The 21,605-nt window shown below is 59.7% G+C and carries 20 protein-coding genes; 2 read left to right on the top strand and 18 right to left on the bottom strand.

What is annotated here, in order from left to right; genetic code table 11:
- The 17 genes from hypB to BMZ35_RS14460 form a co-directional block, all read right to left on the bottom strand.
- Complete coding sequence (gene hypB / locus BMZ35_RS14540; protein ID WP_093094593.1) at positions 1-852, bottom strand: hydrogenase nickel incorporation protein HypB; 852 nt, start codon at positions 850-852, stop codon at positions 1-3.
- Positions 852-1,193 (bottom strand): hydrogenase maturation nickel metallochaperone HypA, encoded by a 342-nt coding sequence (hypA, locus tag BMZ35_RS14535; protein ID WP_093094592.1) that lies wholly within the window; start codon positions 1,191-1,193, stop codon positions 852-854. The genes hypB and hypA overlap by 1 nt, the downstream gene beginning before the upstream one ends.
- The gene (locus tag BMZ35_RS14530) at positions 1,186-2,067 is read right to left on the bottom strand and encodes a hydrogenase expression/formation protein HupK (protein WP_242654812.1); all 882 of its coding nucleotides are present in this window, start codon (positions 2,065-2,067) and stop codon (positions 1,186-1,188) included. Before BMZ35_RS14530 ends, hypA begins: the two co-directional genes overlap by 8 nt.
- Positions 2,068-2,808, bottom strand: a complete 741-nt coding sequence (gene hybE / locus BMZ35_RS14525) for a [NiFe]-hydrogenase assembly chaperone HybE (RefSeq protein WP_423227761.1) — start codon at positions 2,806-2,808, stop codon at positions 2,068-2,070. It abuts the gene before it with no gap.
- Positions 2,809-2,864: 56 nt separating this feature from the next.
- Positions 2,865-3,704, bottom strand: a complete 840-nt coding sequence (locus BMZ35_RS14520; RefSeq protein WP_093094590.1) for a hydrogenase expression/formation protein — start codon at positions 3,702-3,704, stop codon at positions 2,865-2,867.
- An 11-nt stretch (positions 3,705-3,715) separates the two neighbouring features.
- Positions 3,716-4,099, bottom strand: a complete 384-nt coding sequence (locus BMZ35_RS14515; protein ID WP_093094589.1) for a thioredoxin domain-containing protein — start codon at positions 4,097-4,099, stop codon at positions 3,716-3,718.
- Entirely contained in the window at positions 4,096-4,416 is a 321-nt protein-coding gene (locus tag BMZ35_RS14510) for a HypC/HybG/HupF family hydrogenase formation chaperone (protein WP_093094588.1), read from the bottom strand. Before BMZ35_RS14510 ends, BMZ35_RS14515 begins: the two co-directional genes overlap by 4 nt.
- Before the next feature lie 3 nt (positions 4,417-4,419).
- Complete coding sequence (locus BMZ35_RS14505; protein ID WP_093094587.1) at positions 4,420-5,028, bottom strand: HyaD/HybD family hydrogenase maturation endopeptidase; 609 nt, start codon at positions 5,026-5,028, stop codon at positions 4,420-4,422.
- Positions 5,029-5,303: 275 nt separating this feature from the next.
- Positions 5,304-6,080, bottom strand: coding sequence for a Ni/Fe-hydrogenase, b-type cytochrome subunit (gene cybH / locus BMZ35_RS14500; protein WP_093094586.1), 777 nt, complete (start codon positions 6,078-6,080; stop codon positions 5,304-5,306).
- A 10-nt stretch (positions 6,081-6,090) separates the two neighbouring features.
- Positions 6,091-6,285 (bottom strand): hypothetical protein, encoded by a 195-nt coding sequence (locus BMZ35_RS14495; protein WP_093094585.1) that lies wholly within the window; start codon positions 6,283-6,285, stop codon positions 6,091-6,093.
- Positions 6,286-6,299: 14 nt separating this feature from the next.
- Positions 6,300-8,090 (bottom strand): nickel-dependent hydrogenase large subunit, encoded by a 1,791-nt coding sequence (locus BMZ35_RS14490; RefSeq protein ID WP_093094584.1) that lies wholly within the window; start codon positions 8,088-8,090, stop codon positions 6,300-6,302.
- 3 nt (positions 8,091-8,093) lie between these two features.
- On the bottom strand, positions 8,094-9,182 hold the full coding sequence (locus BMZ35_RS14485) for a hydrogenase small subunit (RefSeq protein ID WP_093094583.1): 1,089 nt from the start codon (positions 9,180-9,182) through the stop codon (positions 8,094-8,096).
- A gap of 306 nt (positions 9,183-9,488) precedes the next feature.
- Positions 9,489-11,726, bottom strand: coding sequence for a carbamoyltransferase HypF (hypF, locus tag BMZ35_RS14480; RefSeq protein ID WP_093094582.1), 2,238 nt, complete (start codon positions 11,724-11,726; stop codon positions 9,489-9,491).
- Positions 11,726-13,156, bottom strand: a complete 1,431-nt coding sequence (locus BMZ35_RS14475; RefSeq protein WP_093094581.1) for a nickel-dependent hydrogenase large subunit — start codon at positions 13,154-13,156, stop codon at positions 11,726-11,728. The genes hypF and BMZ35_RS14475 overlap by 1 nt, the downstream gene beginning before the upstream one ends.
- Positions 13,153-14,145 (bottom strand): NADH-quinone oxidoreductase subunit B family protein, encoded by a 993-nt coding sequence (locus BMZ35_RS14470; protein ID WP_093094580.1) that lies wholly within the window; start codon positions 14,143-14,145, stop codon positions 13,153-13,155. The genes BMZ35_RS14475 and BMZ35_RS14470 overlap by 4 nt, the downstream gene beginning before the upstream one ends.
- Positions 14,142-15,470 carry a PAS domain-containing sensor histidine kinase gene (locus BMZ35_RS14465; RefSeq protein WP_093094579.1) on the bottom strand — a complete coding sequence of 443 codons (1,329 nt, stop codon included), beginning with the start codon at positions 15,468-15,470 and terminating at the stop codon, positions 14,142-14,144. The genes BMZ35_RS14470 and BMZ35_RS14465 overlap by 4 nt, the downstream gene beginning before the upstream one ends.
- Positions 15,471-15,638: 168 nt before the next feature.
- Positions 15,639-16,529, bottom strand: coding sequence for a LysR family transcriptional regulator (locus tag BMZ35_RS14460; protein WP_093094578.1), 891 nt, complete (start codon positions 16,527-16,529; stop codon positions 15,639-15,641).
- 110 nt (positions 16,530-16,639) lie between these two features.
- On the opposite strand from BMZ35_RS14460, the gene BMZ35_RS14455 reads away from it, so the two are divergent.
- Together BMZ35_RS14455 and BMZ35_RS14450 are read left to right on the top strand one after the other, a co-directional pair.
- Positions 16,640-18,190 (top strand): proton-conducting transporter transmembrane domain-containing protein, encoded by a 1,551-nt coding sequence (locus BMZ35_RS14455; protein ID WP_093094577.1) that lies wholly within the window; start codon positions 16,640-16,642, stop codon positions 18,188-18,190.
- A 14-nt stretch (positions 18,191-18,204) separates the two neighbouring features.
- Entirely contained in the window at positions 18,205-20,613 is a 2,409-nt protein-coding gene (locus BMZ35_RS14450) for a YbcC family protein (protein ID WP_093094576.1), read from the top strand.
- A 79-nt stretch (positions 20,614-20,692) separates the two neighbouring features.
- On the opposite strand, the gene ubiV is transcribed toward BMZ35_RS14450, so the two are convergent.
- Positions 20,693-21,604: a ubiquinone anaerobic biosynthesis protein UbiV gene (gene ubiV / locus BMZ35_RS14445; RefSeq protein ID WP_242654811.1), complete on the bottom strand. Its 912-nt coding sequence runs from the start codon at positions 21,602-21,604 to the stop codon at positions 20,693-20,695.
- Between the last annotated feature and the right edge of the window lies 1 nt (position 21,605).

The raw sequence follows: 21,605 nt of genomic DNA, 5'->3' as shown, positions 1-21,605 counted from the left end.
TTACTCGGCCGCCGCCTTGCCCGACTTACGCGCCAGGCTGCCCCGAAGCCAGTTGAGCCAGTTCTCCATGCCCTCGCCGGTGCGTGCCGAAATGCGGATCACCTCGATACCCGGGTTCACCCGACGCAGGTTCTTTTCATAAAGGTCGAGATCAACGTCACAGTGCGGCGCCAGATCGACCTTGTTCAAAAGCGCCAACCGCGACGCGGTAAACATGTCCGGATATTTCAACGGCTTGTCTTCGCCTTCCGTCACCGACAGGATTGCGACCTTGCAGTCCTCGCCCAGATCGAACCCCGCCGGACACACAAGATTCCCAACATTCTCGATGAACAGCAACGACGCTTCTTTCAGGTCCAGATGCTCCATCGCGTGGCCCACCATATGCCCATCGAGATGACAACCCTTGCCTGTGTTCACCTGCACCGCGGGCGCTCCTGTTGCCCGGATGCGGTCGGCGTCGTTGGCTGTCTGCTGGTCGCCCTCGATCACCGCCAATGGCTGCTCACCCAGAGCCTCGATCGTCTTGCACAAAAGCGAGGTTTTGCCCGATCCCGGAGACGACACGAGGTTGACCGCAAAGGCCCCCAACCCGGTCAGAACCTTACGGTTGGCATCGGCATAGGCATCGTTCTTGGCCAGAATGTCGGTCTCGATCTCAATCAGCCGTTCCTGGCTCATGCCAGCCACTTCGACACCCGCCGGCCCATGCCCGAAATGCAGATCATGTCCGTGGTGGTGGTGCCCGTGATCGTGACTGTGATCATGGCCATGCCCGTGGCCATGCGTGTGATCATGACTGTGGCTGTGGCCCTCAACACTTCCTGTTCCGCATCCGCAAACGCTACACATCAGATCACCTCCAGATCTTTGATTCTCATTTCATCGCCAGCGACGGGCATCAGCTTGCCACCGCCGCACTCCGGACATGGGTCAAGCCGATCTTCGATCTCGACCTCTTTCATACAGTCGTAACACATGGCCCGCCCCGGCAGCTCGATCATCTCCAGCACCGCGCCTTCGGCAACCGAACCGCGCATGACCACGTCAAACGCAAATTCCATCGCCGGTTTCTCGACCCCGGCAAAGCGCCCGATTTCCAGCCGCACACGCTTCACCGCCTTGACGTCATGCGCGCGCGCCTGATCCTCGATCACGGTGCGGATGCCTTCACAAAGCGACATCTCATGCATCGGCCATCCCCCTCACTTCCAGCGGCGTGCACGGGTCGAGAATATCGACCAACAGCCCGGCCTGATCGTGCTTGGCAACCGGCAGACTGGCAAGGCTGCGCTGCATGATCCCGTCGGGGGCCAGCATGTGATCCGTCGGCGTCGCACGGCGGAACTGTATGACCTTTCCTCCTTGGGTTTGCGCCGCCACTGAATAAGTTCCTCGCGCCGCAGGCACCATCGCCACACCTTGCGTTGTCACGCGCGGCTCTGGCAGATCGCCGTCCAGAACAGCCTGCAAGTCCACCGCCCGCGCCACCGCACGCCAAAGCGGGCCGCGGCCAAATTGATCTTCGACATATCGCAAAACCGGATGATCGGGGTGACGCGCTGCGACGCTGTTTTCAATTGCCACATCGTCGAAGACTGTGTCATCCACCAGACAGGGCAAGACCCCGGTGACCGCTTCTCCGGCATCAAAGACCCCGCGGATCGCGTTGAAAACCAGCGCAACCCCTTTGCCTGATGCAAGAAACGCCTCAAACGCCTCCGGTGTCTCGGCAAACCGCTCCTGCCCAAATAGTCCCGCCGCAACCTCGTCATCGCGGCCCGGAATCTCCAAGGGCACCATCCCCAGCCGCGTAGGCAGGATCACCGCCAGCCGCAAAATGTGTTCGCGCTTGATCTCGCGTCTCAGGTCATGTGTGTCATCGACCCGCACGCCCAGCGCCATGCGCACCGCAACCGACTGAGCCGTCCGGCACAGGTTGAACAGGCGCGGGATCAGCGCACAGACCTCTTCCACAGGTTTCCCCAACACCAACTCCGCCACCGGCAAGGGCGCTGGCATTACGGCCTGCAGGCCGTTTTCGTGGGTATGGGGGCTGCTCAGCATCTAGTCGGCATCCTCAACCGCAAGACCACCCGAGATTACCTGACGGCGCGTCGGCGCATCACTCACCTTCACCTCATCCTCTTCGGACGCCGCTTCTTCCGCAGCCGCAATCTCGGCCTCCCGGTTGGCCCGAATATCAGCCGCCCGATCTGTCTCGGCCCGGTGTTCCTCGTCAAACAGGGCCACCATCACCGCCTCGGCCACCTCGACGGCCTGCGCCTGTGTGTTGAAATCGCCCATCGGTGAAAACAACGAACACGCCTTGTAACCACCCGTCATCTCGCGGGTATTGTGGATGAACTCGTACTCCCCTGACGGAAAGCCAATCACCTCTTTTGCGCCCGCCATCAGGTCCGACCAATCCTCGCCCTCGGCAGGCAGCATCACAAGGTTCATGAACCATGGAGAGATCAGCACCCCCAAAGGCCGCCCGTCGTGCAACCGGAACCCCACCGCCTGCACATGCAGCACCTTGTTGACCATCGGCACATCGCGCATCTTGGCGTGCCAGACCTCGGTGAAATCCGTCACCAGTGCCTCGGTTCGCCCACCGATCCAAGCCGCTTCGCGCATCGCATCCGATCCGGGATCTTCGCTGACCAGAAACTGCTCCTTGGGTGCATCGCAATTCGGGCAGGACCAGTCATCGGGCAGCGCAATAAACGGCGTGCCTTCGGAAATCTGGCGCGTGTCGTCGCCCTCTGCCGGATCATAGGGCGTCCAGCAAATCTTGCATTCCATGATCGCCTGCGGACTGATCCGATCATTGGCGCCCAGATAGGATCCTTCGAACCGGTTCACCGCAACGCCTCCAGCACTTCGACAATACGCTCGGCGCTGTCCATCAGGTCTTCCTGTGCGGCCAAGGCCACCTCGGGCATTGCCGTCACTTCGAACGTGTCGAGGATCGGCACATCCATCGAGTTGAAGAACTGCACCCGCCACACATGCGCCGTGGCCGTCGCCGTTACCCGGCAATTGCCATAGCCGCGCGACAGGATATCAACCGAGCCCTGCCCCATCGCAGAATCCAGCCACATCAGGTCTTCCTCGGTGTGCGGCAACAGCGTCAGGTTCACCACATGCGGCGCATCACCGGCAGTGAAGTTTGCCGACTTGTCGTTGAGTTCCACGACCAGCGGCGGTGCATTCACCACGCCGGGTCTCAGTGGGGTCGCCGACCCACCCGCCGCCTTGCGGGGCGCAAACGCACGCGCAAAAGCCATTGCAGGCACAGGTCCGACCTCAACAGCATCAAGCCCGGCTCCCTTCAGGCCCCAGACCCCGGCAAATACGCTCTCTTGTGCCGCCACCGCCGGAATACCGTGCATCCGCACTGACACTTCGCCCTCGCCCATGGTCTCTGCAATCAGCGCGCGATTGGCCTCGTCCAACCCGCTCAGGTCAAACTGTTGCGACCCGCCCCCCTTGGCCGCCGCCTCACAAGCCCGCGCAATCTCTGATAAAAGCGTCAGAGCCGGGGCGTGTGTTTCGCCCACCTCGATTTCGGGGATATGCAGCGTGTAGGCCCGCATATCCTGAGGCATGGGCATATATTCCAGCTCCTTGCCGTCTTCGCCCAAAGGCTGTGAGCCCGGCCCATATCCTGTCGGGGGCATGTGAAAGTTGCCGACCATTCCTGTTCTCCTTACTCCGCCGCCACTGGGGCCGCGAGGATCTGCGCGATCCGTTGCATGTATTCGTCCCAGTCCCGCACCCGCGGGATGCCCCCGATCACCTGCCCGTCACGATAGAAAATCAGGCTCGGCGTCTTCAGAACGCCTGTCTGCTCACGCACAGCGGTCTCGATCGCATCATCCACCACTGCACAGTCAAACCGCCCCTGAAAAGCCAGCTTCAGCTCGGGCAGGATCACCGCCACATCCGCGGTTTCAAGATTGCGCTTCGCATCGCCCGGCACGAACAACACATGCACACCTTCACGGCTTGTGAATTCGGCCAGATCGCTGTCATTGGCGAGATTGGGCCAACCCATTTCCTCGACCAGACGTGTTATCAACGGATGGCTCATGCGGTGGTTTCTCCCTTGTCCAGGGCCGCCTGCAAATGCGGCGGCAATTGTGGCCCACGTTCTTCAAGATCAGCAAAGGCGTCGCCCAGATCCCGCCCCTGCATCAGGTTTTTCAACCCGCCCAGCGCGGCCTTGATCTTCATCGCTTCGTCCTCGTCGAGCACTTCGCGCGCAGCCCCGAGAAAGCTCAGCACCCAGCCGCCCACGGCAACCGGCCCCGTCAGGGACAGGTCGATTACCTCTTCGCATTCCCCGTCCGTGGCTCTGGCGGCAATGCCATCGACTGACAGGATCTGCATCGGAACGCCGACACACATTGCTCAGGCCCTTTCCGGGAAAAAGCGGTCATCGCCAATGCGACAGGCTTCGTCTTCGCTTGGCCGTCCGCCCTCATAGGCGTCGCGCTTGATCGAGGCATCGGCCAGATCATTGCTGCCGGTCCGTCCCTTGCGGGCACGCACTTCCAAGGCCGCCAGCTTTTCCAAAGCGATCTCGATCGAGGGATCGATCTGCGCAGCGACTGCATCGCGCAACCCTCCGCCATAGTCCTCAAGCTCAACCGGCTGGCACCCGATCAGCAACAGCGTCTCCGGGCATTGCTCCATCAACTGCGCCGTCGCGATCACATCCTGAAACCCGGTCTGATGCAGACTCATCTTCTTGGCGCCCATGAAACGCGGCACCTCGTCCCCTTCGACAATCTTCAGCGTGCCCGGCTCCAGCCCGTAATCAACGGCGTCAAACACGACCAGCACGTCGGCCTCTTCAAGGAACGGTAAGAGGTAGAGCCCCTGCGTACCGCCATCCATGATCCGCACGTTGTCATCAAAGGCATGGGTCTCGGCCAGACGCTCGACACAGCGCACGCCAAAGCCCTCATCGGCCCAAAGGACATTCCCAATCCCAAGGATCAGCACATTTGTGGTCAATTTGTCCTCCCTCGTCCCCCAAGGTGGATGGAAACTTTCCGATCCCCCGTTTGAACGAACGTACCCTTGTTGGTTTTCGCGAATACAGAAAAAGCGGAATACAACGGCATACCGATTAACCTTTGGAATTGCTTAAGATTTCGACACGTATTCAAGGCCCTGCATGGCTAAAAGTGGAAAACTACCTCTCACTCTTGTATAATTCTGGAAGGTATTCAAACAACAAAAGGGCAGAGACCTGCTCTGCCCTTTTGAAATCTTGTTCTGATTCACCCTTATTCGGGCCGGTCATCCTTGAACGTCCGGGTGCCGGAAATCATCGTGGAAACCATCGACTGACGGCTCATGATGTCCTCGCGGATGGCGGCATAGATGTGGATGATCATGAAGATCACGATGGCCCACATGCCCAGATGGTGGATTGAATGCAGCGCCTGGCTATTGCCGAAAAGCGGGATGACCCAGCCGAACAGGCTATCCCAGAAACCACCCTGCCCCGCGCCCTCGGAATAGAGCGCCAGCCCTGTGACAATCATGAACGTGATCCCCAGCGTCATGAAAAAGAACATCGCAGCCTGCGCCAGCGGGTTGTGACCCACATACTTTTTCGGCTCTTTTTCAAGGAACAGGTACCACCGCAGCTCAAAGAACACTTCCGACCACCAGTGCTTGTTCCACACAGGCAGGATGAACAACTGCTTGGCATGGTGATTGCCAACAAAAGCCCAGTAAATGCGCCCAAGGAACCCCACCGTCAGGATCATGCCCGCCGCGAAATGGGCAAACCGGATATAGCCGAACACAAATTGATGCGTGGCCTCGGCAATCTGCATCGAGGGGGGCGGATTGCCGATGAACCAGCCCGTACCGCACAGCACCAGTATCGCCAGCGCATTAATCCAGTGCCACAGGCGCACCGGGGTTTCATAGACATAGACCGAGGTGCGGCGACGGATACTGTCGAGATCTTCTGCAGTGGCGTCCCCTGTCAGGGTCGCCGCCTTGAGAATTTCGACATCCGGGTTGGCTTCGTGAATGGATTTCTCACTCATCACTCCACCCTCACGCGTCTTTGGTCTTGCGCCCTCTGCGTTTCAGCAGAACGCGGGCGCCAAAGCCCAGAACAGCCGCCGTCAGAGCAACCACCGCAATGTGGTCGCCCTGGCTCAGCCAATGCGCTTCGTTTTCGGCGCCGTGCCCACCATGGGCACTTGCCGCGCCTGCCGACAGGATCAGGAATGTTGTTGCCTTCTTCATCGCTGTATCCTCCCTCAGCGTACTTTGACTTGGGTGAGTTCTTCGCCATCTGGCGACATCACGTGGGTTGAGCAGGCCAGGCACGGATCGAAACTGTGCAGGGTCCGCAGGATTTCCACCGGCTCGTCCGGACGCTCCATCGGCGTATTCAGAAGACTTGCTTCAAACGCTCCGATATTGCCCTGACTGTCACGCGGCGACCCGTTCCATGTGGTCGGCACGACACATTGATAGTTCTCGATGCGCCCATCCTTGATCTTGATCCAATGGCCCAACGCGCCGCGCGGCGCTTCGGTCATACCCACGCCCTTGGCCTCCTTGGGCCATGTGTTCGGGTCCCACTTCTCGACATTTGCCGTGCTGGAGTCGCCGTTTTTGATGTTGGTGACCAGCTTGTCGAAGAAATGCTTCTGAAGCCGCGCGCAATACTCCGCTTCCAGCGCTCGCGCCGCGGTCCGCCCCAGCGTCGAGAACAACGCTTCAACCGGCAGGTCCATCGTGCGAAGCAGGCCATCGACCTGGTTCTTGATGTCCTCATGCCCCTTGGCATAACCGATGACATAGCGACTGAGCGGCCCCACCTCCATCGCATTGCCTTTCCAGCGCGGCGCCTTGATCCAAGAATACTTCGCGGCCTCGTCAAGCTCCTCGATATTGGTGCGCGTGCCCTTGGCATTCGGCCCAAGCTCGTATTTCGGCTCGGTCACACCATCCCAGGGATGCAGCCCTTGACCCGGCGTGCCATAGTCATACCACGAGTGATCAACGAACTCCTGCACCTGCTGGGGGTCCCGGACATCCACCTCATGCACGGTGCTCAGGTCGCCATTGATGATCGCCCCCGCTGGCAAATGCAGCTGCTCGGGCGAGAAGTAACTGGGATGCTCGGGGATGTCCCCATAAGACAGCATCGATTTCCCGGCCAGACCACCACCATAGCCCCACTGCTTGTAGAACCCGCCAATCGCCACAAGGTCGGGCAGATAGACGTTGTTCACGAAGTCGGTGCAAAGCTGAATGATCGAGCTGACCTGGTTGAGGCGCTCCATGTTGATTGCACCGGTTGCACCAACGCCATGCACGTTGATCGGACAAGGCACACCGCCCACCAACCAGTTCGGATGCGGGTTCTTGCCGCCAAAGATCGTATGAATCTTGACGACCTCTTTCTGCAGGTCCAGCGCCTCAAGGTAATGGGTGGTCGCCATGAGATCCGCCTCGGGTGGCAGCTTATAGGCCGGGTTGTCCCAGTAGCCGTTCTTGAACAGCCCCAGTTGCCCGCTTTCCACGAACTTCTTCAGACGGTTCTGCACATCGCGGAAATAACCCGGCGATGACAGCGGATGCGACGGACTCACCGCCTGCTGCAATTCACTGGTGGCTTTGGGGTCTGCGCGCAATGCATTCACCGGGTTCACCCAGTCCAGCGCATGCAGGTGGTAGAAATGCACGATGTGGTCGTGAATCTGCAGGTTCAACTGCATGATGTTGCGGATTGAATTGGCGTTGTCAGGAATGGTGATGCCCAGCGCATCCTCCACCGCGCGAACAGACGTCAACGCATGCGTGCCGGTGCAGACCCCGCAGATGCGCTCGGTAAAGGCCCATGCGTCGCGCGGATCGCGCCCCTTCAGGATCACTTCCAGCCCGCGCCACATGGTCCCTGTGCTGACGGCGTTACGAATGACCCCCTCGTCATCCACGTTCACTTCGCAGCGCATATGCCCTTCGATGCGCGTCACCGGGTCGACAACGATCCGGCGTCCCGAATTGTCGAGGTCAAAACCGTTTGGAGTAGCAGCCATGTCTTAGACCTCCTCTTTGCTGGATTGGGTTTTCTTCTGCGCCGATTTCAGCGCGCTGATCGCCGCATGGGCGGCAACCCCGGCCCCGACGACGCCCGCCGCCGCAAGCCCGACCTTGTCGGCATTGGATTCCACGCCAAACTGCGTCAGGTCCGTCACGCGGTTGTAGAACGATCCGTGATCCCAGAACCCGTCCTCGGAGCAACCGATACAGCCGTGACCGGATTGAATGGGGAAGCTGACGCCTTCATTCCACCGCACGGTCGAACAGGCGTTGTAGGTGGTCGGCCCCTTACAACCCATTTTGTACAGGCAATAGCCCTTGCGCGCGTTCTCATCGTCCCAGGCTTCGACGAACTGGCCTGCATCGAAATGCGGACGGCGATAGCATTTGTCGTGGATACGCTGGCTATAAAACATCGCCGGGCGCCCCTGACGATCCAGCTCGGGCAGGCGGTCGAAGGTCAGCATATAGGTGATGACCCCGGTCATGACCTCGGCAATCGGCGGACAGCCCGGCACCTTGATGATCGGCTTGTCGGTGATGACCTTGTGCACCGGCGTCGCCCGCGTCGGGTTCGGCTTGGCGGCCTGCACACAGCCATAAGATGCGCAGGCGCCCCACGAGATGACCGCCTTGGCGTGCTCTGCGGCATGCTTCAACTGCTCCACGAAGGGCTTGCCGCCCACGATACAGAACATCCCGTCCTCGTTCAGCGGCGGGTTCCCCTCGACCGCGAGGATATAGTTGCCCTTGTATTTCTCGATCGTGTCCTGCAACGCCGCCTCGGCCTGATGCCCGGCAGCCGCCATCAGCGTGTCGTCATAGTCGAGGCTGATCATCGACAGCACCACGTCCTTGGCCAAGGGATGGGCCGAGCGAATGAAGCTTTCGGAACAACAGGTGCATTCCAACCCATGCACCCAGATCACCGGCGTGCGCGGTTTGGTCTCCATGGCGTGCGCAATCTTGGGCACGTAAGCAGGGGACAGCCCCAGCGCCGCCGCCGTCAGCGAACAGTATTTCATGAAGCTGCGCCGGGTGATCCCCTGCCGCCGCATCACATCATAAAAGGTTTCTATCTGGCTCAATGCTGGTCCTCCCGCGCCTAAGCGATTCTGCTTGAGTGCCCTGTGCGCGCACTCCTTCGAGACCAAGAAACCAGAGACCCCACTCCGCAATCAAAGATATCGGGGAGATCAGTGCATTTAATAATTTACGTATATATGTCAGATTGTTGTGCGCGATTTCCGCAGAAATCCCGGCCCCGCAACCGGCCAGTGATCAACCACCTTCCATTGGCTCCGGTTAGGTGCTTACCGGTGAGAGTGACAGAGCGGAAAGCGAAGGCCCTGCACTGAAAACAGGCCTAAGTCGGACCGAACACTGCGACACCATCAAGCCCGGCGCCCATCCCACCGCGCCGCCGCAACCAGCGCTTGGCCAAGCGCCAGCCCGCCATCATTGGCCGGGGTCTTGGTATGGATCAGCACCGGCAAATCCTGCAACTCTCTTGCGACCAGATCCAGAAGCAAGGCGTTTTGAAAACACCCACCAGACAGCGCAATCGCCTTGGCCCGGCCACTTTCGACCAGTTCCCGCGCGCACCGACCAAATACCGACGCAATACCGACGTGAAACCGACGTGCCATTTTGGCCGCTTCGACGCCACTTTCCCGATCCTGAAGCCACGCCCGGAACAGCGGCGCCGGATCAATTTCCCCATCCCTCACGTCAAACGGATAGCCCTCAACATCGGCCTCCCATTCCAGCGCCAATGCCTCCAACCGCATCGCGGCCTCGCCCTCAAAACTCTGCGCGCCCGCGACCAGTTCCAACGCTGCGGCAAAGGCATCAAACAGCCGCCCTGCCGAAGAGGACATCGGGGCATTGACCCCTGCTGTCACGGATTGCCTTAATAAATCAACGGGACAAACTCCGAGAAACTGGTCAGCCAAATCCGCCATTCCGGCCTGGTCCAACCGCATCAACAGGTTGCGCCAGGGATCGCGCTGCGCCATGTCTCCGCCCGGCAGAGGTGCTTGCCTCAGCCAATGGGTCCGTTCGAACCCTCTGTAATCCCCCAACAAAACCTCACCGCCCCAGACGGTTCCATCCGGCCCCAATCCCAAACCGTCAAGGATGATCCCGGCCACCTTGCCGCCCTCCAACGGCCAGCCATTCTCACCCAGACACGCCGCCAGATGCGCATGGTGATGCTGCACTGTTTCCACGGGCAAACCTTTGGAATAGCTGTGTTTTGTTGCAGAAAAATCGGGATGCAGATCGCAAGCCACCGCCTCGGGATGGTGGTCGAAGAGATCCGCATAATCCGCATCCGCCTGCACAAACGCATCCCAGGTCAGCGCCTCATCCAGCTCGCCCAGATGATGCCCCAAGAGCGCCTGACCGTTCTTGATAAGGCAGATCGCCGCCTTCATCTGCCCGCCATAGGCCGCGATATGTGGTGCGTTTTCAAACCCTTCCGGCAAGGGTAACGTCCCCGGCACCCGCCCACGTGCCCGCCGTAACACCATCGGTCCATGCGGTGTGATCCGCTCAACCGAGTCATCCAGCCGCCGCGCGATGTCGCGGTCGTGCATCACAAAAGCATCCGCAAAATTCTCCAGCTTCTCAATGGCTTCCGCATTTCCGATCACCTGAGGTTCCCCCGAAAGGTTGCCCGACGTCATCACCAGCGGCCCCTCAAAGGCTTGCAACAAAAGGTGATGTAACGGCGTGTAGGGCAGCATCCACCCCAAGCTTGCCTGCCCCGGGGCAACTCCCTCCGGCAGCGCCTCTTCCCCCTTTCGCAACAACACGATCGGCGCCGCCACATCCTGCAACAGCACTCTTTCCGTTTTTGAAACAGAGGCATAGCGACAGACGACCTCAAGCGTTCCCATCAACGCAAAGGGTTTACCCGGACGTCGCTTTCTGTCCCTCAAAAGCGCCACAGCGTCCGCGTTGCACGCATCCACGGCCAAATGAAAACCGCCCAACCCTTTGATCGCCAACACTTCGCCAAGTCTCAGCCGCGCCGCCGCCTCGACAATGGCGTCCCCTCCGGACGATGGTTCAATCCACACACGCGGCCCGCAATCGGGACAAGCGACCGGCTGGGCATGGAACCGCCGATCTCCCGGATCACCATATTCCTCCCTGCAGGCCGAACACATGTCGAACGGCGCCATCGTCGTCTGATCCCGGTCATACGGCAGGGCCTTCAGAATTGTGAAACGCGGCCCGCAATGGGTGCAATTGGCAAAGGCATAGCCATATCGCCGGTCATTCACATCATTGATTTCACACAAACAATCCTGACACGTCGCTGCGTCCGGCGTCACACGCGTTTCCGCCCCTGCCCCTTCCGATGCGACGATTTCAAACCCATCATCCGCCCTGACGTCACAGGGTTCGCTTTCAACAGCGTCAACACGCGCCAACGGCGGGGCTTCGGCCGCGATTGCCGCTTCGAACTGCTCCAAATCTTCACCAGAGGCAAAAACCAACACCCCTTCGGGATCGTTGAGAACTGTCCCCTTCAGCCCGAACCGCCGCGCCAATTGCCAGACAAACGGGCGAAACCCTACACCCTGCACCTGACCGCGCACGCGTATGCGACGCCCGTTCATCAGTGCACCGTACACACCATGCAGGGATCGAAACTCCGCACGATGTGTTGTACACTAATCGGCGTTTCCTCTCCCTCTTTGACGTTGGCGCCAACCAATGCCGCCTCCAGCGGACCGGGTGTTCCTGCGCTATCCCGAGGGCTGAAATTCCATGTTGTGGGCGCAATGATCTGGTAGTTCTCGATCACCCCGTTCCTGATCTGCACCCAATGCCCCAACGCTCCGCGCGCGGCTTCGACGAGCCCCTCGCCCATTCCTTGGTACGGCAGGTCAACCGACTGCATGAAAGGACCCGACGGGTCGATTTCCGACAATAGCCTTTCAAGCAGGATTTGTGTGCGCGCAGTTTCAAGGAAACGTCCCACGATACGGGCGCGAACGCCACCCTCCCCGGCAAGCGCTAGGGCCAGTGGGTGACCGTCCATGATCTGACGAGACAGGGCGCCCGTCTCAAAGCCGTGCCCGTCAATACGCGGCGCCTTGCACCAGCTATAGGCATCTTCGCGCATCAGTTCATCCGGCACGGTAACACCAGAGGAAGGATGGCGACTCTCACCCAACATCCAGGCCCGGCTGAGATCTTCATAGATTTCGGAACTGTCCAGGTCCCGACGTTCTCCGTTTTGCCAGATACCGCGCTTGAAAAGCGGCCCCTCGTTTGTTGGGTAAGCGCCGAACGATAGGTACCGCGCCGCCCCACGGCCCGATATGTCGAGCCCGAGTTCCGACGCAAGCATCAGGAAAAAGCCAACGTCCCCGGTCCGCCAACCTTCCAGTTCGTTGATCGATGACAAACTTGCGAAGGCTTCCAGCGGCGCGCCAAACAGATTGCGCTCGAGATACCTCCGGAACCGCCGCAGGTCCGACGCGATGCGTACCTTGTCGCGAGCCGTCATCGCTCGCGTCATCCCGCCGGGTTGGATGGCCAAAGTATGTGGCCATTTCCCCGCCAACAGCCCGACGATATGCAAAAGCCCTGCGCGTGCCTCAATCGCCGCATGAATTGCACTGCCTTTTGCCGCAAGGAAACGTGCCACGGCATCCGCATGCCAAGGATGGCTGGTATACGCTGGACGCGCGAAATCCGGCATGAAGAACAGGTTGAAATGTGTGACGTGATCCGCCAAGTTTTCGACTGCATGCAACATGGCCGCCGCCTTCTCCGCCGCCGGAGTCGGTGCAACGCCAGCAACGTCTGCCAAGGCCCGAGCAGCAGCGACGGATTGGCTAATAGAGCAAATCCCACAGATGCGCGGCGTTATCGTCAACGCATCTTCGGGCGCTTTCCCCACGAGGATTCGCTCAAAGCCCCGAAACAGCGGAGAGTTTGTGTACGCCGCCTGAACCGCCCCATCCGACACGTCGAGCCGGATTTCCAAATCACCTTCCACACGGTTGAAAGGGCCAACGATCAATCTGGTGTCGGTCATGACTTGGGCTTCTTGATTGTCGGGGGAACCTGGACACGATCAGCGACTGCATTGGTCGCGATACGATGTGGCGTTGCCGCTTTGGAGAGGCTGGCCAAGGCCATGAACCAGGCCTTGGGCATGTCCGACGGCAACCCGATTGGTATGCCTGCAAACTTGGGGGTTTCGGCAAAGGCATGTCCGGGTTCTTCAAACTCAGGAGCTGTACAGTTGATGCAAGGGTATCCCGCCCGCGTGCAGCTGCCGTCTCCATTCCACGTCCGGATATTGCAGTCACCAACTGCCTGTGTTCCGACACATCCCAGATGTTCCATCAGGCATCCGGCTTGGGAAAGTGCATTGGCGCTGGCCTTGTACTCATAAAACTCGTTCTTTGGGCAGGCATGGTGCACGAGGTGATCAGCATAAAACCGGGGACGCCCGAAGTCATCCAGTTGCCCCGCATCCAAAGCGCCCGCCGCAAGCAGAAGCAATGTTTCGGTGACCCAATCCGGATGTGTCGGACACCCGGCGACGTTGATGACAGGCATCCCACCGACGCTTCGGAACACTGCATCCAACGCGCCTCCGGCATGGGCGCCGTCATACTGCAAGCCGATCGCATCAGACGGGTTTTCTCCGGCGGAGGTGACTCCTCCGTATGCTGCACAAGTTCCGACCGCGACCACGAACTGTGCCTTCCGGGCGAGGCTTTGCACCCAGTCCAACATGGATCGCCCCGTACCGGCCAGCATGTGATACCGGCCAGTCCCAAGTGGCCCGCGCACAATAGATCCTTCGACGCAGAGGACATCCAGCACGATTGCGCCCGTTTCAATCTGGGTCAACAGATCGCGCACTTCGGCACCGGTTTCCTGACTGAGCGCCGGGTGCCAAAGGAACGAGATTCCCGCATCTTCCAAGGTTTCGAGCACATTCGGGCTCTCCGCGCAAAGAAGTGACATCGTGCATCCACCGCACCCTGCTGATTGCAGCCACAAGATGTTCACTCGGCTTCCCCTTTCTTGAGCGTCAGCCTGAAACAGGCGCCCACTCCCTGATCCGGCCCCAAAGACAACGCGCCCCCATGCTCTTCAATGATCTTGTGCGATATCGACAGGCCGAGACCGGTTCCCTGCCCGACATCCTTTGTCGTGAAAAAGGGATCAAAAACCGCTTCCTTCATTTCTTCTGGAATGCCGGGACCGTTGTCTCGAATTGTGACAGTTGCCAGGTCGCCCTCATAGGCAAAGGTCATTTTCAACTCTGGCTCTGCCACATGTTCCATCGCATCCGTGGCATTCTGGATCAGGTTCATCATGACCTGTTGAATATGCCCCGGTCGACCAATGGCCCAACAGGGGTCTTCACCTTCCCAAACGAAGTTCACACTGGACCTGCTTCCACGTTCGATCCAGTTCGCAGCAATTCTGGTGGTATCAACAAGATCAAGCCGGATCATGTCGCCCGAACCCTCGGCAGACAGGCGGCGCAGGTCCTCGACGATGGCGCGCACCCTTTCCGAACCGTCCCGTGCGCCTTCGATAGCCAAGCGCAGGTTCTTGAGATCCCTGTCAAGACGAAGATCCTCGCGCAATTGCACAAGCTCCTCACGTGATGCGCCCTGCTGAACGCTCTCAAAATAGGTTTCGAACCGATCGAGATATTTTTCCAGAGAGTGCGTGTTTGCATAAACGAAACTGATTGGATTATTCAGTTCATGGGCCACACCCGCGAGCAACCGGCCCAGGCTCGCCAGCTTCTCATTGCGCACCAGTTGGCTTTGCGCCTGCTTCAGATCCTCGTGGCTCTGCTCGAGGCTCATGTAGGCATTGTGCAGTTCCCCAAGAGGGCGCCCCGTAAGAATAACACCCGCGCCCCTTCGGCGCCGATCTAGGCGCGGTGCGATCCGCACTTCAACAGGTTCAGCCCCGGACTCAATCTGCAACTCGACGTCGATCGTCGCCGGTTGGCGCAACGATGCGACCTGCGAAACAGTCGAAAGCACAAGGTCGCGGTCCGCTTCGAGAAAAAAGTTGCCGATATGGCGGCCAACAAGGTCATCAACCGAAACACCCAGCGCCGTACAGAACGACACGCTTGCATCCACGATCAGGCCGTCCTTGCCAGCAACAATGAGATAGTCGCTGATAGACGTCATGATGGAACCAAGGAAGCTGCGCAAGGTCAGCAACTCAGAGTTTCGCGCCTCCAGTTGCTCCTGGTAATCGACCAGCTCGGCATAGGTTTTGTCTACGGCTTCAAGAACATCAGCCCAAGCTCTGTCACCAAGCTCTTCTTGCTCTGCCGAAAACTTGGTCGAATCCTGCTGCATGACACTCCTCTTGACAAAAGCTTAGGCGCAGAGAACAAAAAACAAAAGCGCCGGAATGCCGTGGGCCGTTTCCGAGCCTGATGACAAGATCGACGACGCGCCACAGAGTGCATGCCCCCCAACAACCCAGCTCCGCAATCGCCCTGATGAACGCCGATGTGTTTCAATTCATGACAAAAGTTCGGAACCGGCATTTCGTTCGAGCAGATCCTGCACCACTGCGTTCGGAAACCGCCGCCGAAGCGTGATCGCGTAAAAGGTCTCCTTGATCCGTGGGTGCTCTTTGGCTTCCTTCAACCGGCCTGTGTTCAATTCATCTTTCACGACGATCGGTGCCACAAGTGCAAGCCCGATATCTTCTCGCGCCAACAGACGCATCATCGCCATATCATCCACCTCGGCGGCGATTTGCGGGCGCACGGACATTCGGCTGGCCATGGCGTCGAATGCGGTCCGCACGCTGCTGTCGGTCGTGGGTAGAATGAATGGCTGCTCTTTGAGCAGGTCTCTTATCGGACGATCAGGGGCCAGCCGCTCCGGGGTGCCGACAATGCTGACTTCCTGCTCGCCAACCTGATGGGTTTCATACGGTGTCAGGCTATCGTCTGGTGGCGGGCGGTTCATGAGCACAAGGTCAAGGTTGAGCGTTCCCAACCCTTCAAGCAATTCGGTGGGACCTCCCGAGCGGAGGATCACCTCGACATCCATTCGCGACAGCATCGGTCTGAGAAAACCGATCTGGAAGTTGCGCGACAGGGTCGCGAGCGCTCCCACGCGCAACGCCTTTCGGCTTTGAACGGTGCCCGTCAGCGTGGCCACAAGTTCCTGACCGGTCGCGAAAATCGCATCCGCGTGGTCCAACGCAATGCGCCCGGCCTCTGTCAGATGCATCTGCCGCCCGCGCCGTTCGAACAAGGTGTGCCCCAGACGTTCTTCCAATTGCTTGATCTGAACCGATAGGGCGGACTGAGAAAGGTTCAGATGCTGCGCTGTACGCGTGAGGTTCCCCTCATGCGCGACAGCCCAGAAATAACGGAGATGATGGTAGTTTAGCGGCATATCGTTCTAATTATTAGAACGATTGATGAAAAACAATGAATTTTTATTGCCTGATACCCTGCCCTATCAAGTGCTCCGAAGTCTCTGACTGAAACCAACGGAGTTCGATCATGGTTTATCTCTTCTTGTCCCTACTCAGTCCGCTCGTCCTGCTAATGGCGGCAATTCACGCGGCACGGCAGCCGGGCAGACGTCCCGGACGCGTGCCGGCACTGGCAGAAGCCGCCGCGTTTTTCGCCTTTGTGATTGCCGTTGGGGCTGCCGTGCTGCTTGTGGTGAATGGCCCCGGAACGTCGCCATTAATCGGTCTTTTTGGCATAGGCCTGTCCGTGCGCCTCGACGTGGTAAGCACCGTGATGCTGGTGCTGGTCAGCTTTATCGGCTGGATCGTGCTGCGGTATTCAAAGACCTACATGGATGGAGAGGCCCGCCAGGGACGTTTCACTGGCTGGATGGCCGCAACTTTGGCCGCAGTTCTGCTGCTGGTGATGTCCGGCAACCTCATTCAGCTCTTTGTGGCCTGGACGCTGACCAGCTTGTCCCTGAACCAATTGCTGCTCTTCTACCCCGAACGGAATACGGCGCGGCGTGCCGCCCGCAAGAAAGCCCTTGTCGCGCGGTTGAGCGAAGCCACCCTGGCAGGTGCTGTCATCCTTCTGATCGCCGCAACCGGAACCACCGATATCTACACTATCCTCGCAACGGTCGAGGCCAACTGGCTAACGGCATTTGCAGCCATCCTGATCGCGCTCGCGACCGTTTTTGCCTCGGCACAATTCCCGATCCACGGATGGTTGACCGAGGTGATGGAGGCCCCGACGCCGGTATCGGCCCTATTGCATGCAGGAGTCATAAATGCAGGCGGATTCCTCCTGATCAGGTTTGCCGATGTGATGCTTCTGGCGCCTGGTGTCATGGCACTACTCGTCATGCTCGGCGGGTTCACAGCGCTCTTCGGCGGTCTGGTGATGCTGACTCAGCCGGCAGTAAAGACATCGCTGGCATGGTCGACCATCGCGCAGATGGCCTTCATGATCATGCAATGTGGCCTTGCGCTATTTCCTCTCGCCTTGCTGCACATCGTCGCCCACTCACTCTACAAAGCCCACGCGTTCCTCAGCTCCGGTGAGGCCGTGCGCAACGTCACAGCCATCCGACAGCCCGGACCGATTGCAGTGCCAAGTGCTCGCAACGTGCTTCACGCTTTTTCCGTCGCCATCGTGATTTACGGCCTGGTCGGCGCAATCATCGGGTTTGACGGAAAGTCGATCCAGGCCATCGTGCTAGGCGTGATCCTGATCTTCGGCGTTGCCTACCTGCTCGCACAGGGTTTCGCAGATGCCGCACCGCGCGCCTTGATGCGCCATACCATCGCCTATTCGCTGGTAACATCGGTGAGTTACTTCGCCCTGCAGGTCATCGCGCAATCACTCACCGCAGGGACCCTTCCCCCCACCCCGACGCCCGGACCGCTCGAATGGGCCCTCATCATCCTTGCACTGGCGAGCTTTGGCCTTGTGGCCGTTGCGCAATCAACATTCCCGCTCTGGGCATCGCATCCCGCAGCAGCCGGATTGCGCGTTCACCTGACCAACGGCCTTTACGCAAATGCAATCTTCGACAAGCTCTTGGACGGTTGGTCCAAGCGGTCAACAGCTTGAAAGGAACAGATCCCATGTTCGCAAAACTAGAGTCATACCCCGCCCCCTTGCTGGAACTCATCGCCGAGGCCAACAATGCGGCCAGGGCGATCCCACCCCTTTTCCCGCTATCGGCCAGCGTCGCGGTCAACCCATTCCTGGGACAGACCGGAGAACCTCTCGCAGTCACCGCTGCACGTCTGGCGCGGGTCGGAGGTGTGCGGATCATGCCCTCCCGCGCCCATTGGGCCAAGAAGCTTGATACAGGCGACATTTCCGAAAAGGACCTGATAGACGCGCTGGCCGCCCACAGCGGACATTTCAATGCGCCCAGCCTTCAGGAACTCCGCGACGCATTGGCAAACAGCGCACCCAAACCCGAGGCCCTTCCCACAGTGGCCGAACTGGCGGCAGACGTTTCCGGTATCGATTGGCCGGGCCTGATCGAGGACCGCATCGGCGCGTGGGCCGCCGGTCATTTCGACGAGGGCCAGGCACTCTGGCAGCAGGCCCGGTCCGGCGGACCCTTCAGCTCCTGGCGGGATTACGCCGCACGTGACCTCACGCCCGAAATTCAGGGCCTGACCGGCTTCTGCGCCTATGTCGCGGGCACCAACCGGTCGCCTTGGCGCGCCATAGGCCGCGCCTCGGAAAAACTTGGGATAACTGCCTGTGCCGCCACCACCGCCTTCCACCGGTGGCTGATGTCTATGGGCGGATGGGCACAATATGGGCGCTACCTTTTGTGGCAGGCGGAACTGGATGGTGGCCATGAAAACACCGTGACCGAGCTTCTTGCGATCCGGATGGTGTTCGACGAAGCCCTGTTCGAGTTCTACGAGGATCAGATCGCAGAGCGTTGGCAAGAAACCGTCGCAGCACACCAGGCCCCAGTCACCCCGTCGAAAGACCACGTGATTGATGCGGTTCTTCAGGACGCCTCCGAAAGGGCCGAGCAACGCCTCCTTGGCAACAGGCTGCAGCAGAGCAAACCGCCAAATCCCGAGGGCCGAGCGGATGTGCAGGCGGCGTTCTGCATCGACGTTCGTTCCGAAGTCTTCCGCCGCGCGCTCGAGGCGCAGGACGAGAAGATCGAGACAATCGGGTTTGCCGGTTTCTTTGGTCTTGCAAGCGCACACAAGGCTGCCGGATCGGACGTAGCCGAACGGCGCGGCCCGGTATTGTTGCAACCCGATGTAACATCGCAGTCGATCGAACCCGAAACAGCTGATCTGGGGCGCCGCTACACCGCCCGGGCCAAACGTGCTTGGGGACGGTTCAAATTGGCAGCCGTCTCGTCATTCGCCTTTGTGGAGGCCACGGGGCCGCTCTACGCAGGAAAACTCGTACGAGACTCCCTTGGTATCGGCGGCAAACCCGCAGCAGATCCCGCGCCCCGGCTGGACTCGGCCATCGACCTTGAAACGCGCGTTGGAATGGCAAAGTCCGTTCTGACGGCCATGTCGCTTACGGACAACTTCGCAAAGATCGTTCTGCTGGCCGGTCACGGGGCCGACGTAACCAACAACCCGCATGCAAGCGCTTTGCAATGTGGTGCGTGCGGCGGTTACGCGGGCGACGTGAACGCCCGGCTACTGGCGGGCCTGCTGAATGACCCCGACGTGCAGCTTGGGCTGCGTGAAGCCGGCATCGACATCCCGTCGGACACGGTCTTCTTGCCAGCTTTGCACCATACGACGACCGACGCGGTGACGCTCTTCGAGCAGGATCTACCGAAAGGGAAACCGGTGGCGGGCCTTATGGAGCTGAAACAATGGCTGACCGCGGCCGGAAACCTCGCCAGAGCAGAGCGCGCCCAGCGCCTGCCCCGCGCTTCCAGTCCCGCGACCGTCGCAAACCGGGCGCGGGACTGGGCAGAGACGCGCCCCGAATGGGGCTTGGCCGGGTGCCTTGCCTTCATCGCCGCGCCGCGGCACCGCACCGACGGCGCAGACTTGTCCGGGCAGGCGTTTCTTCACAATTACGACTGGCGTCGCGATGACGGTTTTGGCGTTCTTGAACTTATCATGACCGCCCCCGTCGTCGTCGCCAGTTGGATCAGCCTTCAATATTACGGCTCGACCGTAGCTCCCAATCTGTTTGGTGGCGGGAATAAGCTGCTGCACAACGTGGTGGGGGGCATCGGCGTGCTGGAGGGCAACAATGGTGCCCCTCGACCGGGTCTGCCATGGCAGTCCGTCCATGACGGCAACCGGTTCCAACATGAACCGCTGCGCTTGTCCGTCATCATAGAAGCACCGCGAGAGGCAATGTCCGACATTCTCGAGCGCCACACCGAAGTGCGCAAGCTCTTTGACAATGGCTGGCTGCACCTGATCGCCATGGATGACGAGGGCAAGCTGGCGTGGCGCTATCGCGGTGACCTGAAGTGGACCCCACTGGAAGAGCATTCCGACGCCATGCCGACACTTGCGGCGGAGTAACCGAGGCTTTGCCCGCTTGGACATTGCTTGGCGGCGCGTCGATCCGCGTATTTCGGATCCGACGCGCCCAACCGCACGACTAAACCCGATTGACGTTGGCGATGCGCCGGTATCCGGCCTCTCCGTAAAAAAAGCCATTGCTGAACGGTGTGTCGCCACAAATCCGACGCAGCTCTGCCTCCGCTTCGGAAAGTTCGTGATCGCCGTCCAATGTACGACGAAAAACTTGCGCGACAGCCACCATATCAACCGCTTGTGGCATCAGACGCAAATGCGTGACACCGTCGCCGACCAGACGTGTCGCTTCCGGCAGAAGGTCAACGTAGCTCTCTGACTGGGTCTGGATACCATTCACCCGCAGGATTGGCTGGTCGTCACTCGTGGTCAGCGGCATGCCGTCCGCATCGTCTTCACACACGAACTGGCAATTGTCCTTGGTACGGCCATGCGCACGGGCGTGATAGCAACGCGCCGACACCGCCAGCGAAGCTCGACCAAAAACCTGCACCTCAACGTCAAGCCCTAGGTCTCGGGCAACGCGCGTTGCGACGGCAATCGCCGGAGCGGGCAACTCTGTTGGCAGGACAACATGCGTTGCCCCCTGGTCGGCCATCCATTTGATCGTCGCCTCGTTATAGGCATTCATGAAGAGGCCAATGCGATGGGGGCGTTTGCCGCGCGCATATAACCCTGCGGCGTTATTGATCTCGATCTCGTGACTGTCCATCGCAGCCATGTCCGCGGTCGCCTTCCGCTCTCGCGTCAGCATCACCTCGGCAAGCGAGGACAAGACCACCCGTTTGCCTGCACGTTCCAACCGCTCGATGATTGTTGGCAGATCAGCCTCCTGGAAAGGCGCGCGCTTGGAGCAGATCACCTCTCCAAGATACACTTCGTCAACGGGCGCCTCATCCGCGATGCGGGCATAGAAATCGCGCCGCCGATCGGCGGACCAGTGATAGGCTATCGGTCCGAGAGTCAGTTTTGTCATG

It is taken from the genome of Shimia aestuarii, assembly GCF_900114635.1.
Classification (GTDB): Bacteria; Pseudomonadota; Alphaproteobacteria; order Rhodobacterales; family Rhodobacteraceae; genus Shimia; species Shimia aestuarii.
The sequence above is the reverse complement of the archived record's forward strand: the minus strand, read 5'-3'. Positions and strand labels throughout refer to the sequence as shown.